Origin of the sequence: Novosphingobium sp. 63-713, assembly GCF_001898925.1 — a bacterium.
Taxonomy (GTDB): domain Bacteria; phylum Pseudomonadota; class Alphaproteobacteria; order Sphingomonadales; family Sphingomonadaceae; genus Novosphingobium.
This window is the reverse complement of record NZ_MKVS01000004.1, coordinates 62,123-76,777: the sequence shown is the minus strand read 5'-3', so window position 1 is coordinate 76,777 and position 14,655 is coordinate 62,123. Positions and strand designations below refer to the sequence as shown.

Below are 14,655 nucleotides of genomic sequence, written 5' to 3'. Positions count from 1 at the left end.
CCCAGCCCCCTATCCCAGCCCACGGGCGATCCACGGCCCGATCAGATTGGCCACCGGCAAGGGCAGCTTCTTCCATAGATCGATCCGGCGCGAATGGGTGGCGCTGGTGGGATCGGCATCGCGCTTGGGCGCGCCGGGCGCGGTCCATACGCCATAGGAAAGCGGCTGTGGATCAAAGCCCCAGTTACGCTTGAAATCATAGGCGCCGCTGCCCGTCTTGCTGCGCCCGAAATCGAAATGGCTGCATCCCCGGCGACGGGCGTGCAGCATCAGTTCGTAATACATGCGATCATTGGCGCGCAGCCGCCGCGCATCCCACGTGCCCCCGCCCCAATAGGGCATGACCGCGCCCTTGTGATAGACCGACAGCACACTGGCCACCGGGGCGCCATCGTGGCGGATGGTCAGAATATCGGCATCATCGCCAAACAGGTCCAGCACCGCATCGAAGAGCGCGCGCGGAAACACCGGCGTGCCCAGATTGCGCACGCTTTGCGCATAGGTGGCGTAATGAGCGGCGCGATCCGCCGGGCCGGTGCCGGTTTCCACGGTCAAATCACCGGCAAGGCTCTTGCGCACCTCGGCGCGCTGTTTGCGCGGGATGGCGGTGAGTTCGGCCTCGTCGCTCTCGGCCAGCGGGCGGATGAAGCCGCAATGGCTTTCGCGCTTGATCGCCCAGCCTTCGCGCCCATCGGGCAAAGAACCGCCGCGTAATTCGACGCTGGGGCTGGATTGGCGCAGCGCCAGTTCCTCAACGGCCGCGAACAAGGGCGCGGGATCAACCTCGGGCGCGACCAGCACGCCCCCGCCCACAGCAAAGCCGCTCGACGCCAGCACCCGGTCAAAGATCGGCGAATGCACCTGCGTCAACGGCAGATAGCCCTCGACCACGCCGCAGCGGGTCAGCACCAGCGCCAGCGCCTCATTGCCCGTGCCGCGCGCCACGGCATGAAGCCATGCCGGACGGTGGAAAGGCGTCGCCTCGGGATGGGCGGCCACGAAGGCCTCAATCGAGCGCGCCACGTCCGGGTCGCCCAGATCGGCCAACCCCACGCGCAGGTCCATATCAAGGCGAAAAGGCGCGTTCACCGCTCGAACTCCACCAAGCGTAAAACCTCGGTTGCCGCCACGTTATCCATACGCCCCCATGCGAATTCTTTGAGCATTCGCCGTAGTTTAGCCTCCATCCCGTCAATATTTGTATAATGACGCAGACGACTTTTCAGCGGAGCATGGGCAACACGCGGTTGCTGTGTGTCGACTTCCCAGGGGTGGAAGTAGAAGATGATCGGGCGCTCGTCCTGGATATTGACGCGGCGCATCGCCCATTGGCTGAAGGCATAGGGCAGCACGCGGAAGAAACCGCCGCCGCCCGCCGCCATGCGCCGCCCCATCGCCTCGACGGTCGTGACGGGGATTTCGATCAGATCGGCCCCGGCCACCGGGCGGAACGCGAAACGCGGTGCCTCGCGCCAGCCATAATGGTCATGGGCGATGGGGGCCACGCTGCTGGAATAGAGATAGCCTTGTTCGCCAAGGATTTCATGCGCCCATGGGGTGCGGGTGTCGATGGAGAAGCTGGGCGCGCGATAGCCGATGACCCGCGCGCCGCCTGCATCCTCCAGCGCCTTGCGCGCATCGCCAATGTCGCGGGCAAAACCGGCGGCATCCATCGAGAACACGCGGGCATGGGCCCAACCATGGCTGGCCAGTTCATGCCCCTGCTCCACAATCCGCCGCATCAGCGCCGGATGGCGCGCGGCCACCCAGCCCAATGTGAAGAACGTGGCTTTGACCCCCAGTTCCGCGCACATATCGAGCAGGCGGTTGGTGTTCACATCGACCCGGCAGGCCAGACTGTCCCAATCGGCCGGGTCGATCACCTTTTCAAAAGCGCCGACCTGAAACCAATCCTCAACATCGACCGAAAAGCCGTTGAGCAGCCCGGTCTTGGCAGGCCCCTTTACCAGCGGCATTTCGGCCACCATACATCTGTCTCCCGGCCCTGATGAAATCTTGCGCAGTGGATCAGGCAGCGACGCGCTGCGCCTCGTCGCGCTCGATCCATTCGATCAGCATGGTCAACGTGTGGCGGATCGTGCGGTCCTGCTCGATCAACCGGCTTTCCAGCTTGGCCAGACGTTCCTGCATCACCTCGATGGCGGCCTTATGCGCGGCATCCGCGCCTTCCAGCCCCGACGTGTCGCCCTGATTGGCCAGTTCGATCACGGCCTGCTGCAACTCGGCAATCTGGCCGTCGCGCTGGGCCAAAGCGGCCTGAAGCTGGGTCAGCCCTTCGGCGGCGAATTGGGCCGGGGCGGTGGCCTGCGCTGCATTGGGCTGCGGCGTGGTGGGCAGCGTCAGACCCTGCGCGGCGGCGGTGGCGGGCGTGGGCTGGCTGGGCGCGGGGGCGATCTGCAGACCGCCATCGGCCGTCAGCTCGGCCAGCACCTGCGCCAGCATCACGCCGTCAAGATGCTGGCGCTGTTCGACCGCGCCAAGGATCAGCAGGCGGTTGACGATCTGGTTGATCCGGCGGGGCACACCGGCCGTTGCGGTGTAAAGCTCGTCAAAGACGCGCGCATCGAAGGTCGGATTGCCGTTCCACCCCACCAGACGCAGCCGGTGCATGATATAGGGCTCCATTTCGCCCGGCTCCATCGCGTCGAGATGGTGGGCCGCGATCACGCGCTGGCGCAATTGCTCAAGGCCGGGGTGGCCCTGCAGGCTTTCACGGAATTCGGGCTGGCCCAGCAGCAGGATCTGGAGCAGCGGATGGCTGCCAAGCTGGAAGTTCGAGAGCATCCGCAATTCTTCGAGCGCGCCCAGCGCAAGGTTCTGCGATTCGTCCACCACCAGCAGGCAGCGGCGGCCCGCGCGCGCCTCGTCATGCAGGAATTTCTCGATCGCGCCCAGCGCGCTGGCCTTGTCCTGCCCCGGCACGCTCAGCCCGAAGGCCTGCGCCACAACATGCACCAGCTCGCCGCTGTCCAGACGGCTGGTGACGATTTGCGCGGCAGTCAGGCGGTTGCGGTCGATGGTGGCCATCAGATGGGCCACCAGCGTCGATTTGCCCGCGCCTACCTCGCCGGTGATGACGATGAAGCCTTCGCCCTGCGCCAGGCCATAGCCCAGATAGGACAAAGCCTTGCGATGGGTCAGGCTCTCGAAATAAAAGGCCGGGTCCGGGGTGAGCTGAAACGGACGCCCGGTGAAACCATAGAAATTATCGAACATTCTTGCTCTCCCCAATGGGATCAGAAGGTGTAACGCATACCAAGCGCGGCCGCCGTGCTCCACAGGTCATCGGCCTTTTCGCGGGTGATCCCGTCCAGAGCCAAGGATGCGGTCGCCGTCAGGTGGCGCGACATGTAATACTGATAAAGGCCCACGGCGCGAATGGCGTTGATGTCGCCCTGCGCAGTGTTGAGGCCGCTGATATACTTATACCCGTCCAGCGTGGCGCCAAAGGTCGAACGGGGCGTCACGTGATAGCCCAGATAGGTCGAGACCCAGTAATACTGGTCCACCTTGCCGTTGATATTGGCCAGAATGGTGTTGGGCGCGGTGATGTACTGGCGGCGCTCATAGCCAAAGCCGATACCGCCGCGCAGGCGGCTGTGGTCAAACGAATAACCGGCCGAAAAGCCATTGCCGCGATAGACCGTGGAATTGACCGAACCGATCGACCCGGCAAGGCAGTTGCCCGAGGTGGCCGCCGCAACACAGCTCGACAGATTGCCGGTGATCGCATCGCGCACGGTCGAAAATTGCGTGGGCAGGTTGAAGAGAGAGTTGGTCAGCGCCCCGCCAAAGCCCGTCACGCCCTGATAGACCACCAGATTGAAGCTGGAATGATCGTCGGGCTGATAATTGATGAAGCCATAGCCGCCCAGACGGCCATAACGCTCGCCCACATGGAATTCCATGTTGGTGCGGCGGCTGGGGCGCCAGACAACGCCCGCGTCCCAGATCAGGCCCTCGGTGTCGAAGGCGATCTGGCGGCCCTGCGAGTAATCGGTGACATAGCGGCCATTGGCGTCGACCACCACATTGCCCGCGCTGTCGAATTTGGCGTTGCGCGCCGAAACCCGCACATGCTCATAGCCCGCGCCGCCCACCAGCGAAACGTCATCGGCCACGGGGATGGTGATCGAGGCGCGCGCGTGCTTGTCGCTGACCCGCTGGGTCAGGTTCGAGACGTCTTCCTGATAGATGCCCGCATCCACGCCAAGGCCGACGGGAAGCCCCTCGCCCGGACGGTTGCCGATGGCAAAGCGGCCTTCCTGCACCGTCGAATGGTCGAGCCGGTCCACGCCCGCCGAAACGCCGTTGGCCGTCACATTGCCCTGCGAATTGAGCGCGGTGTAACCGGCATGATAATGCGCGGTCACGGCCACATCGCCCTTTTGCGTGGCCAGCGTCGGCCCGGCATAGACCGAGTAAACCTGCGTCAGCGAATCCGCGCCCACCGCGCTCGACCCAAAGGCCGCGCCGGTTTCGGTCACATAAGTGCGGTTGGCAAAGCCGCCGTAATCGACGCGCAGCGCATTGGGGACGATGGAGGAGGACATACGCGCGATGCCCGTCACGCCATCGGTGTTGCTCTTGCGGTTCCAGGTAAAGCGGCGCTCGTAACGCGCGGAAATCACGCCCTGATTGTTGCGCCCGTTGATCGTGGCGTCGGCGCCCGCCGCCAAGGTCGAATAGGTGACGACATCGTCATTATAGGCAAGGCCGCTGCGCGAACCCAGATTGGCCTGCACCACCTGCGCGGCCTCGATATAGGGGCGGATCGCCAGACGGCGCTTGTCCACCGTGCCCTGATCAAACACGCCAAGGCGGCGCGGCTTCATCGTGGTCTTGCCGCGCGTGGAATTGTAATCGTCGTCCGAATAGGCCGCCGAGGCCAGATCGCCGCTGCTGTAGGCCGCGCCGTAATAGCGGCCCGCGCGGTCGGCCGGGGTTTCGCGCCGGTTGGTGTTGCTGGTGCGCAAACCATCGGCCTGCGTATAGGTCACGTCATTGTCATAGGAGAAGGGCGTATAGGGATTGGCCCCGATCGCCTGATCCTGCTGGACCACGCCCTGCGCGCCATTGTCGCGGCTGTTGTCGGTGGTCTGGATGGTGTTGTCGGCAAGATTGGGGGCGATGGCCTGCATCGCCGCATCGTTCAGACCCTGTGTCTGAGCGGCGGTCTGGCGGGGCTGGGCGGCGGCCACCTGCGGCAAAGCCGCCAGCACCGCGCCCAGCGCCAGAACAGAAATCCGATGAGGCATCGCCCGCATGATCAATTACCCGCGATAGTTGTGATAGGTGCCGAAGCGACGGCCGCTGGGGCTGAACTGCACCCCGTTGAGCAGCGCCTGCACATTGGGACAGCCCGCCGAGAGCAGCCCTGCGGCATCCTGCACCGCGCTGCCCGAGGTCTTTTCGGCCTTCACCACCAGCACGGTCTGGGCCGACAGCTTGGCGACCTCGACCGCCAAGGCTGCGGCCAGAACCGGCGGCGTGTCAAACACGACCACGCGATTCGGGTGTCCTTCGACCAGCCGGGCCAGCACCGCCTTGGCGCGGGCCGAGGCCAGATATTCGGAGTCCGACGCCGTCGGGCGGCCGCCCGGCAGCACCGAAAGCCCGCCCAGATCGGTCTTGATGACCAGATCACGCACATCGATGCGCGGATCGGCAATCGCATCGACCAGGCCCGGACCCGAAGGCAGGCCCAGCGTGGAGAGCACCGACGAACGCGCCATGTCGAGATCGACCAGCACGACTTCGCTGTCCTTTTCCGCCGCGATCGACATGGCAAGGTTGATCGCCACGAAGGTCTTGCCTTCCTCGGGCAGAGCCGAAGTCACCAGGATCGCCTGGGCCTCGACGCCTGCGCCCTGACGGCGCAGATCCTCGACCTGTTCGAGAAGCTGACGCTTGACGATGCGGAATTCCTCGACCTGCGCATTGGCCGCGCCGCCCGGCACCGCGAAACCTTCCAGAGCGAGGCGCTGGTGGTTGATGCGGTGAAAGGCTTGCGCCGGAGCAGCGGGCGCATGGGCAGGCTGCTGGGGCGCAAATTGGGTGGCATGGGCGCCCGGCTCGCCATAGGTCTGCCCGCCATACTGCGGCGGCGAGGCGACCGGGGCCACGATCGGTGCCGGGGCATAAGCCTGCGGATTGACCGGTGCTTTCGGGTTGACCGGCGCATAGGCCTGCGGCTGGGCGGCGGCGATCCCTTGCGGCGCCTGCGGCGTCAGCGAGGGGGGCAGCAGATCGGCCGGACCCGAAGGCGGCACGAACTGGCCGCGATCGAAGGCCTGCATCGCGCGCTGGATCAGCGAGCTGTGCGATTCTTCCGGCTTTTGCGGAAAGTCCTGATTCTTGAGAGGTTCGTTCATGTCATCCTCCTCAGGCGATCGTGCCGCGCTGGATGAATTCCATCGCCAGCAGCAGGGCAAACACACCGCCCAGAGCCGCCGATGCAGCGTAGAAGTTGCGGGTGCGGCGCGCCTTGCTGGCCGCCCCTTCGGCGGTCAGCGTCTGGGAAATGGCGCCCAGCACCGGCAGACCCGTCGAACGCTCCAGCTTGCTCGTGGTCGAGAAGCTCGACTGAAGCTCACCGGTGGCGAAAGCCACGCCAATCCCGGCCACAATGCCACCTGCCAGAACGATCAGCAGCAACAGCGGACGATTGGGCGCGGTGGGCGCGCGAGGCAGAACCGGCGGATCGAGCACATCAACCTTGGCCGTGCCGCGGGCCGAGACGACCTGGCCCTTGAGGCGCAGGTTTTCGCGGTCGGTCAGCATCTTGTCATACTGACTCTTCAGCACGTCATAGTCGCGGCTGATGTTCTGGGCTTCCTGCATCAGTTCAGGATTGGTGAACTGCTGCGAGGTGATCTGGGCGATCTCGCCTTCGGCGGCAGTGCGGCGGGCCTGCAGCGATTGCAGGTTGGCCTGACGTTCGGCGCGGATCGATTCGAGCGAGCTGTAGGCCGGGTTCGGCGTGCCCGAGGCGACGCCCGAATTGCCTTCCGCCTTGATCTGCTGGCGCAGCGAGACGATCTGGTTGCGCGCGGTGATCACGTCGGGGTGGTTTTCCGTCAGCCCGCGAGCGCGCATCATCGCCAGATCCGACTGGACCTGAGCCAGCTGACCGCGCAGGCCGCCGGTGGGGCCGGAAACGGCCACGGTCTGGGGCGTGCTGGCCACCTGCGCCTGAATGGCGGCAAGCGAGCTTTGCGCGGCGGCAATGTCGGCGTCGAGGCCACGGATCGAAGCGCGGCTCTGTTCCAGACGCTGGATCAGCGAAACGCCGCCCTGCGCCAGTTCGGGATGCTGCGATTCAAAGGCCAGACGGCGCTGTTCGGCAGCCTGAAGCTCGCCCTGACGGTTGGCCAGCTGCTGGTCGAGGAACTGAAGCGTCTGCTTCATTTCGCCCTGCCCGCCGTTCTGGTTTTCCTCACGGAAAATGTCGATCAGCTTCTGGACGACATCGCGCGACAGGCGGGCGTTTTCGCCATCGGAATAGCGCATCGAAGACGAACGCGCCGTGATGGTGAACAGGTTTTCCTGATCGGCGTTGATCTTGATCGCCTTGCCAAGGCCCGCCACGGCGCCGTCCATCTGCTTGCGCGTGGTGATGTTCTCGCCCAGACGGGTCGAGCGGATCACGCGCTCCAGATTGAGCGTGCCGGTCAGCGAATCGCGCACCTTGTCGATGGCGGCCTTGCGGTCGGTGTCGTTGATGCCGACCTGCGCAGCCAGCGGATCGTAGAGCTGGACAAAGATGCGCGCGCGCGATTCATAGGTGTTGGGCACCATCGAAACACCCAGCCAGCCCAGAACGCACACCACCCACGCCACAGCGAGCGCAAGCCAGCGGCGTTGCCAGATACTGTGCAACGTGGCCCGGAAATCTTCCAGAAGCGTATTCATCGGATGGCCCCCTGCTTAGAAGATGCTTTCGGGGATGATGATCACATCGCCCGGCATCAGCATCACGTTGGCCTTGGAATCGCCCTTCTTGAAAAGGTCGCCCAAGCGCAGCGAAAATTCCTTCTGCTTGCCGGTGGCCTTGTCGAAGCGAACCAGCTTCGAACGGTTGCCGGCCGCAAATTCATTCATCCCGCCCACCGCAATCATCGCGTCCAGAATGGTCATGTTCGCGCGATAGGGGATCGAGGCGGGGCGCCCGGTGGCGCCGACGATGCGGATCTGTTCAGAGAACGTGCCGGCAAAGCGGTTGACGATCACCGAGACCAGCGGGTCCTGAATATACTGGCTGAGCTGAAGCTGGATGTCCTGCGCCAGCATGCTGGGCGTCTTGCCCGTGGCGGGCAGGTCGGCGATCAGCGGCGTGGTGATGCGGCCATCGGGGCGGACCTGGACGCGCGCGCCCAGTTCGGGGTTGCGCCAGACGAACACGGTCAGTTCGTCCATCGGCCCGATCACGTAATCCTCGCCCGGCCCTTCCTGAAGCGCGACAAAGTTGGCGGAGGGCAAACGCGGGGCGGTTCTAGCGTCGGCGCAGCCCGCCATGGCGACGCTGGCCAGCGCAGCTCCGCCAAGCAGCGTTGCAAAACTCTTGCTCGACATGGTCCTTTTCCTCGACGGCGCCGTCCGGTTGCCCAACAGGATGCATTCCTGATGGAAGGTACGGCAGTTCAAGGTGCGGTATGGGCAAGAAGGGTAAAGATCCGGTTAGCCATTGCGGCACGCAATCGGCCAAATCCGGCCTTTTTGGATAGTGGTCCCAGATAGGGACAATTGCCGGAAACTTCTTAACAGCCGGGATTCTTGCGGCGTCTTGGCGCGTCTTGCGCAAAACTTTGCCCGATGCGCGTCAGGCAAAGTAAAGCCATATTGGTAAAGGCGAAGCCGTCGCGACTAGGCAATAAACCCTATACCATCATCTCGCGCGCCGGGCCCTGTCCGAGGAAGGCCGAAGGGCTGGCGCTGGCCCCATAGGCGCCCGCGCAGAACACCGCGACCAGATCGCCCACATCGGCATGGGGAAAGCCCGCCTTGTCGGCCAGCCGGTCAAGCGGGGTGCAAAGACAGCCCACGACGCTGGCCTCTTCAACCGATTCGGCGCCGAATTTCGTGGCGATGGCAACGGGATAGTTGCGCCGCACGACCGTGCCGAAATTGCCGCTGGCGGCCAGTTGGTGATGCAATCCGCCATCCGTCACCAGATAGACTTCGCCATGACTGATCTTGCGATCGACAATACGGGTCAAGTAAACTCCCGCCTCGCCCACCAGATAACGGCCCAGTTCGATGCAGAACTGAGTTTCGGCCAGAACGTCAGGCATCTGTTCAAATTCGTGCGCCAATGCCTCGCCCACACGCTCCGCATCGACAGGCGTGTCGCCGGGGAAATAGGGAATGCCCATGCCCCCGCCCAGATTGCAATGCGGCAGGCCAACGCCCGCCTCCTCGGCCAGCCGGGCGGCCAGTTTGATGGTCTGGGCCTGTGTCTCGATGATCGCATCGGTATAGAGCGATTGCGACCCGGCGAAGATATGAAATCCTCGCCACTGCGCCCCTGCCGCAACGATTCGCCGGGCCAGTTCGGGCACGCGCTCGGCATCCACGCCAAAGGGCTTGGCCCCGCCGCCCATCTTCATACCGCTGCCCGCAAGGCCGAAATCGGGATTTACCCGTATCGCCAGCCTGGGAGTCTTGCCGATTCGCTCGGCGATCTTCAGCGCGCGCTCCGCCTCGCCTTCGGATTCCAGATTGAGCGTGACCCCGCGCATGATTGCAGCCTGCAATTCCATGTCGCGCTTGCCCGGCCCGGCAAAGCTGATCCTCTCAGGGTCCAGCCCCGCCTCGAGCGCCATGCCCAACTCGCCGCCGCTGGCAATGTCGAACCCATCGACCAGCCCGCTCATCAGCCGCAGCAGGGGCGCAAAGGGATTGGCCTTCATCGCATAATGGATGGCCAGCCGGTCCGGCATCGCCGCGCGCAGATCCGCCACCCGCGCGCGCAGCATGGCGCCCGAATAGATGAAGAGCGGCGTTGCCCCCCCGCTCTGCGCGATCAGTTCGGTGACCTTGGCCCCGTCAATCGTCAAAACCCCGTCACGCCCGGCAAAACCCGCCGGAATCGGCCCCAAAGGCTTCATGCATCACGCTCCCGCGAGGTGGCCTGATCGACGGCAATCTTCCATTCCAGCATTTCCTGATACAATCCTGTGCGGTCCAATTTGCCATTGGGGCTGATGGGCATGGCCTCCTTCCAGTGGATCACCGAAGGCTGCATGAAATTGGGCAGATCGGCTTTCAACCTTCGGGGCAATTCCTCGGCCGGGTTTTGCACGCCCGGCACAGCGCGCACCACCAGACAGACCGCATGGCCCAGCCGATCATCGGGCAGGCCCAGCGCCACCGCCTCGGCCACCAATCCGGTGGCGACGGCGGCATCCTCGATCTCCTGGGGACTGATGCGGTTGCCCGCGGATTTGATCATCGCATCGCGCCGCCCCACGAAATAAAGCAGGCCCGCCGCATCGCGCCGCACCCTGTCGCCGCTCCACACCGCCATGCCGCCATAGGTGCTGGCTTCTGGTGCGGGCTTATAGCGCTCTGCGGTGCGCACCTCATCCTGCCAATAGCCCTTGGCCACCAGCGGGCCGCAATGGACCAGCTCGCCTTCCTCATCATCCCCGGCGATGGCGCCATCATCGCGCACCACCAGGATTTCGGCATGAGGGATCGCGCGCCCCATGCTGGTGGGATTTGCGTCGATCAGCGCGGGATCGAGGAAGGTCGAACGAAACGCCTCGGTCAATCCATACATGGCGAACAGGCGCGCATCGGGAAATATCCCCCGCAGGCGGTGCACCAGATCGACCGTCAACGCCCCCCCGCTGTTGGTCAGCCGCCGCAATTTGGCGGCCACATGCGCGGGCCATTCCTGCTCGGTCAATTGCACCCAGAGCGGCGGGACGCAGGCCAGCGTGGTCACATCATGGCGATCGATGGCCTTCACCACATCGCGCGGCATCAGATAATCGAGCGGCACCGCGCTGGCCCCGGCATACCAGTGCGAGAGCAACTGGTTCTGCCCATAATCGAAACTCAAAGGCAGCACGGCGAGCGCCCGGTCATCCTCGCGCAGCTCCAGATAGGCCGCCACACTCTGCGCCCCCAGCCACATATTGGCGTGGGACAGCATCACCCCCTTGGGTCGCCCCGTCGAACCACTGGTATAAAGGATCGCGGCCAGATCATCGGGATCGCCCTGCGAAGGCCCCAGCGGATCGAAACCACGGCTCTCCTCAATCGCCTCGCCCTCGCCCATGGTCGGGCAATCCGCATCGGCCGCCTCCAGCGAAGCCAGCCGCGCGGGCGTGGCGATCAGCAGCGCCGCCCCGCTGTCGGCCAGAATATGCGCCACCTGCGCCCGCTTGAGCAGCGGATTGATCGGCACATGCACCATCCCCGCCCGCGCCGCCGCCAGAGGCATCAGGCAAGTCAGTTCGCCCTTGGCCGCCCATGTGGCGATGCGCGCGCCCGGCTCCGCACGCGCCGCCAGCCATGCCGCCATCGCACCGACACGCTCTGTTAAATCCTTATAGCTAAGAACACCTTCGCGCAGCACGAGAGCCGGAGCCTCATCCCTGCCCCGGATCGCCAGATGGTCCAGCGGCAAAGGAGCGGTTTCGAGCGGAATACTGTGCTGTACCATGGATTTTCCCGATTTCGGACAGGCTTGTGACCCGGCTCAGCTATCACGCTAACCTTAACGAACTGCAAGGCGATTATGCGCTGGGCGCGCTGCTGCGTGCCCCTGTTGCGCCCGGCCCTTTTGACCGGCTGGAATGGTTTGCGGGCCTTGCCGAACTGGGCGGGGTGCGCCCGATGCTGGGTGTGGCGCGGGATGGGGATAATGTCGCAGTACTGCCGCTGGCGCATCGCATGGATGGTTTGGGGCCGCTGGCCAATTGGTATGCCTTTACGGTGCGGCCCCGCGTCTCGGCGGAGGCCGATGGGCTGGGGCTGCTTACGGCGCTGGCGCGTGATCTGAAGGGGCGCACGGGGCGGGTCACGCTCTGGCCAGTGCCCGATGAGGATGGCGAGGCCGGCCTGCTGGAGGCTGCCTTTGCCCGCGCGGGCTGGTTTGTCGAGGGCGCGCCTTGCGACACCAATCACTTTCTGCGCCTGAACGGGCGGTCCTATGCGGACTATCTCGCCGCCCGCCCCGGCCCTTTGCGCACCACGTTGAAGCGCAAGGCCAAGAAGGTTTCGATCACCCTCTATGACGCCTTTTCCGATGCCGCATGGGATGATTACGAGGCCATCTATGCGCAAAGCTGGAAGCCGGAGGAAGGTTCGCCTGCCCTCTTGCGCCGTTTCGCGCAGGAAGAAGGCGCAGCGGGCCGTTTGCGCATGGGTGTGGCCCATGGCGAGATCGAGGGGGTGAACCAGCCCGTTGCCGCCCAGATGTGGACCGTCGAAAACGGCACCGCCTATATTCACAAGCTGGCCTATATCGAGGCGGCCAAGCCGATCTCGCCGGGCACCAGCCTCTCGGCGGCGCTGTTTGAACGGGTGATCGACGGCGACCATGTGCATACCGTCGATTTTGGCACGGGCGATGATCCCTACAAACGCGACTGGATGGAGGAATCCCGCCCGCGCTACCGAATCACCGCCTATCACCCGCTGCGCCCCGGCCAGTGGGGGGCGATCGCCAAATCGCTGCTGCGTCGGTGGTTTGATAGGCCCAGATGATTTAACCCAAATAATTCGGCGTCGATAATTTGGAAACCAAATGCCGCTATGCAGCCAAGGCTTGAGGCAAACCCACAGGGCGGCTACCGGGGCATGGTGAATTAAACCTACAGGACTCTCATGCAAGACGACACCGACCAACTGCTCCGCGCCATCCTGCGCGATGTGCTGGGGCTGAAACCGGGCCAGGCCGAGGCTTTTACGGCGCAAACCGGCCTGTTTGGCCATCTGCCCGAACTGGATTCGATGGCGGTGGCCGGGCTGCTGACGGAGATCGAGGACCGTCTGGGCATCATCGTCGAGGATGAGGATGTCGATGGCGACATGCTGGCCGATTACGGCTCGCTGCTGAATTTCGTGACGGAGCGCCGGAGCGCGACCTGAAACGAAGAACCGGCGCGGCCTGAACCCATATAAGGAACTGTTCGGTTGCGAGAAATGACCCAATGGCCCTGCCCGCTGCCGGGCGGCGGAACGGTGGAGGAATGGGTTTTGACGCTGCGCCCCGAAGGCGCGGCCAAGGCCTGTCTGCTGATCGTTCCGGCGCTGTTTGACGAGGGCAACAAGCTGCGCCGCTTTACCGTCGAGGTGATGCGGCGGCTGGCGGCCAGCGGGATCGCCTGCGTCTTGCCCGATCTGCCGGGGTTTAACGAAAGCATCCTGCCGCTGGAGGCCCAAACGCCCGGCGACTGGCAGGTGGCGATGGAAGGGGCCGCGCGCCATTTCACGGCCAGCCATATGCTAACCATCCGAGGCGGAGCGCTGGCCGCGCCGCGCGGGGTGCCGGGATGGTATTACGCGCCGGTGGCCGGGGCCAGCCAGTTGCGCCAGATGCTGCGCGCGCGCATCCTTGCCGCGCGTGAGGCGGGGCGCAGCGAAACGCAGGACAGTCTGCTCGAAGCCGGACGGGTGCATGGGCTGGAACTGGCCGGATATCGCCTGGGGGCCGATTTTATCGCGGAATTTGGTGGTTTGGTCGCGCGCGAGGACCCCGCCGTTCAGACCATCACGCAGGACGGGCTGGGCGGCCCCGGATTGTGGCTGCGCCCCGAACCGGGCGAGGATGCAGGCCAAGCCGATGCTCTGGCCGCGATCATCGCCGTCGCTCTGGCGCAGAAGGAGACGGCGTGATGCGGCAGATGCTGAGCTTTCCTTGCGAGGGCGCCATGCTCTTCGCCACGCTCGACCTGCCCGATGCGGCGCCCACCACCGGCCTGCTGATCGTTTCGGGCGGCAATGAAATCCGCAGCGGCGCATGGGGCAGCCATGCCCGCATTGCCGAGGGCGCGGTGGCGCAAGGCTATGCCGCATTCCGTTTCGACCGGCGCGGCGTGGGCGACAGCGAGGGGGCCAATGGCGGGTTCCAGTCTTCCGCGCCCGATCTGGCGGCGGCGATTGCGGCGTTTCGCGCGGCGGTGCCGTCCATGACCCGCGTGATCGCGCTGGGCAATTGCGATGCGGCCAGCGCGCTGATGCTGTCCTCGGGCGCGGGGGTGGATGCGCTGGTGCTGTCCAACCCCTGGACGTTTGAGGAAGAGAATGCAGGCCCCTCGGTGCAGGCCCTGCGCGCGCATTATCGCAAGCGTTTGGTCAATAGTGATGCGCTGATGCGCTTGCTGACGGGGAAAGTTTCGCTGGCCAGCCTGCTCGGCTCGCTGCTGCGTCTGGCGCGGCCCGCGCCGCCGCCTGCGCCTCTGGTGCAGCAAATGCGCGATGGGCTGGGCGCGTTTACCGGTCCGGTGCGACTGCTGCTGGCGGGCAACGATTCGACCGCGCAGGCCTTTGCGGGGGTGTGGGACGGCAAGGATGCGCGGATCGCCCGCTGCGATGGGGCCAGCCATTCCTTTGTCGAACCCCATGCGCGCGAATGGCTGATGGCGCAGATCATCGGGGCGCTAAAGGGCGGCGCGTAAA

13 protein-coding genes are annotated in these 14,655 nt (G+C 64.8%); 4 read left to right on the top strand and 9 right to left on the bottom strand.

What is annotated here, in order from left to right; genetic code table 11:
* Nucleotides 1–9: 9 nt before the first annotated feature.
* The 9 genes from BGP00_RS00695 to BGP00_RS00655 all read right to left on the bottom strand — a co-directional run bounded on the left by BGP00_RS00695 (nt 10) and on the right by BGP00_RS00655 (nt 11,695).
* Nucleotides 10–1,089 (bottom strand): FemAB family XrtA/PEP-CTERM system-associated protein, encoded by a 1,080-nt coding sequence (locus BGP00_RS00695; RefSeq protein WP_292692706.1) that lies wholly within the window; start codon nt 1,087–1,089, stop codon nt 10–12.
* On the bottom strand, nt 1,086–1,988 hold the full coding sequence (locus BGP00_RS00690) for an XrtA system polysaccharide deacetylase (RefSeq protein ID WP_292692704.1): 903 nt from the start codon (nt 1,986–1,988) through the stop codon (nt 1,086–1,088). The genes BGP00_RS00695 and BGP00_RS00690 overlap by 4 nt, the downstream gene beginning before the upstream one ends.
* A 40-nt stretch (nt 1,989–2,028) precedes the next feature.
* Nucleotides 2,029–3,237 carry an XrtA/PEP-CTERM system-associated ATPase gene (locus BGP00_RS00685; RefSeq protein ID WP_168602368.1) on the bottom strand — a complete coding sequence of 403 codons (1,209 nt, stop codon included), beginning with the start codon at nt 3,235–3,237 and terminating at the stop codon, nt 2,029–2,031.
* 20 nt (nt 3,238–3,257) lie between these two features.
* Complete coding sequence (locus tag BGP00_RS00680; protein WP_292692701.1) at nt 3,258–5,279, bottom strand: preprotein translocase subunit YajC; 2,022 nt, start codon at nt 5,277–5,279, stop codon at nt 3,258–3,260.
* A gap of 15 nt (nt 5,280–5,294) precedes the next feature.
* Nucleotides 5,295–6,395, bottom strand: a complete 1,101-nt coding sequence (locus tag BGP00_RS00675; RefSeq protein ID WP_292692698.1) for an AAA family ATPase — start codon at nt 6,393–6,395, stop codon at nt 5,295–5,297.
* A 10-nt stretch (nt 6,396–6,405) separates the two neighbouring features.
* The gene (locus tag BGP00_RS00670; protein ID WP_292692695.1) at nt 6,406–7,935 is read right to left on the bottom strand and encodes an XrtA system polysaccharide chain length determinant; all 1,530 of its coding nucleotides are present in this window, start codon (nt 7,933–7,935) and stop codon (nt 6,406–6,408) included.
* A 15-nt stretch (nt 7,936–7,950) separates the two neighbouring features.
* Nucleotides 7,951–8,595 (bottom strand): XrtA/PEP-CTERM system exopolysaccharide export protein, encoded by a 645-nt coding sequence (locus BGP00_RS00665; RefSeq protein WP_168602364.1) that lies wholly within the window; start codon nt 8,593–8,595, stop codon nt 7,951–7,953.
* Between the two features lie 305 nt (nt 8,596–8,900).
* Complete coding sequence (locus tag BGP00_RS00660) at nt 8,901–10,130, bottom strand: pyridoxal-dependent decarboxylase, exosortase A system-associated (RefSeq protein WP_292692690.1); 1,230 nt, start codon at nt 10,128–10,130, stop codon at nt 8,901–8,903.
* Nucleotides 10,127–11,695 (bottom strand): acyl-CoA ligase (AMP-forming), exosortase A system-associated, encoded by a 1,569-nt coding sequence (locus tag BGP00_RS00655; RefSeq protein ID WP_292692687.1) that lies wholly within the window; start codon nt 11,693–11,695, stop codon nt 10,127–10,129. The genes BGP00_RS00660 and BGP00_RS00655 overlap by 4 nt, the downstream gene beginning before the upstream one ends.
* A 26-nt stretch (nt 11,696–11,721) precedes the next feature.
* Here BGP00_RS00655 and BGP00_RS00650 point away from each other — a divergent pair, with 26 nt between their 5' ends.
* The 4 genes from BGP00_RS00650 (at nt 11,722) to BGP00_RS00635 (ending at nt 14,654) form a co-directional block, all read left to right on the top strand.
* Nucleotides 11,722–12,741, top strand: a complete 1,020-nt coding sequence (locus BGP00_RS00650; protein WP_292692685.1) for a GNAT family N-acetyltransferase — start codon at nt 11,722–11,724, stop codon at nt 12,739–12,741.
* A 120-nt stretch (nt 12,742–12,861) separates the two neighbouring features.
* Nucleotides 12,862–13,125 carry an acyl carrier protein gene (locus BGP00_RS00645; RefSeq protein WP_168602361.1) on the top strand — a complete coding sequence of 88 codons (264 nt, stop codon included), beginning with the start codon at nt 12,862–12,864 and terminating at the stop codon, nt 13,123–13,125.
* Nucleotides 13,126–13,179: 54 nt separating this feature from the next.
* The gene (locus tag BGP00_RS00640) at nt 13,180–13,872 is read left to right on the top strand and encodes a hypothetical protein (RefSeq protein ID WP_292692681.1); all 693 of its coding nucleotides are present in this window, start codon (nt 13,180–13,182) and stop codon (nt 13,870–13,872) included.
* The gene (locus tag BGP00_RS00635) at nt 13,872–14,654 is read left to right on the top strand and encodes a hydrolase 1, exosortase A system-associated (RefSeq protein ID WP_310013122.1); all 783 of its coding nucleotides are present in this window, start codon (nt 13,872–13,874) and stop codon (nt 14,652–14,654) included. Before BGP00_RS00640 ends, BGP00_RS00635 begins: the two co-directional genes overlap by 1 nt.
* Nucleotide 14,655 lies beyond the last annotated feature (1 nt).

What these genes read in the sequence shown, in the direction of transcription:
- BGP00_RS00690 (WP_292692704.1), bottom strand. Translation starts at nt 1,988, where the DNA reads ATGGTGGCCGAAATGCCGCTGGTAAAGGGGCCTGCCAAGACCGGGCTG.
- BGP00_RS00685 (WP_168602368.1), bottom strand. Translation starts at nt 3,237, where the DNA reads ATGTTCGATAATTTCTATGGTTTCACCGGGCGTCCGTTTCAGCTCACC.
- BGP00_RS00680 (WP_292692701.1), bottom strand. Translation starts at nt 5,279, where the DNA reads ATGCCTCATCGGATTTCTGTTCTGGCGCTGGGCGCGGTGCTGGCGGCT.
- BGP00_RS00675 (WP_292692698.1), bottom strand. Translation starts at nt 6,395, where the DNA reads ATGAACGAACCTCTCAAGAATCAGGACTTTCCGCAAAAGCCGGAAGAA.
- BGP00_RS00670 (WP_292692695.1), bottom strand. Translation starts at nt 7,935, where the DNA reads ATGAATACGCTTCTGGAAGATTTCCGGGCCACGTTGCACAGTATCTGG.
- BGP00_RS00665 (WP_168602364.1), bottom strand. Translation starts at nt 8,595, where the DNA reads ATGTCGAGCAAGAGTTTTGCAACGCTGCTTGGCGGAGCTGCGCTGGCC.
- BGP00_RS00660 (WP_292692690.1), bottom strand. Translation starts at nt 10,130, where the DNA reads ATGAAGCCTTTGGGGCCGATTCCGGCGGGTTTTGCCGGGCGTGACGGG.
- BGP00_RS00655 (WP_292692687.1), bottom strand. Translation starts at nt 11,695, where the DNA reads ATGGTACAGCACAGTATTCCGCTCGAAACCGCTCCTTTGCCGCTGGAC.
- BGP00_RS00645 (WP_168602361.1), top strand. Translation starts at nt 12,862, where the DNA reads ATGCAAGACGACACCGACCAACTGCTCCGCGCCATCCTGCGCGATGTG.
- BGP00_RS00640 (WP_292692681.1), top strand. Translation starts at nt 13,180, where the DNA reads ATGACCCAATGGCCCTGCCCGCTGCCGGGCGGCGGAACGGTGGAGGAA.
- BGP00_RS00635 (WP_310013122.1), top strand. Translation starts at nt 13,872, where the DNA reads ATGCGGCAGATGCTGAGCTTTCCTTGCGAGGGCGCCATGCTCTTCGCC.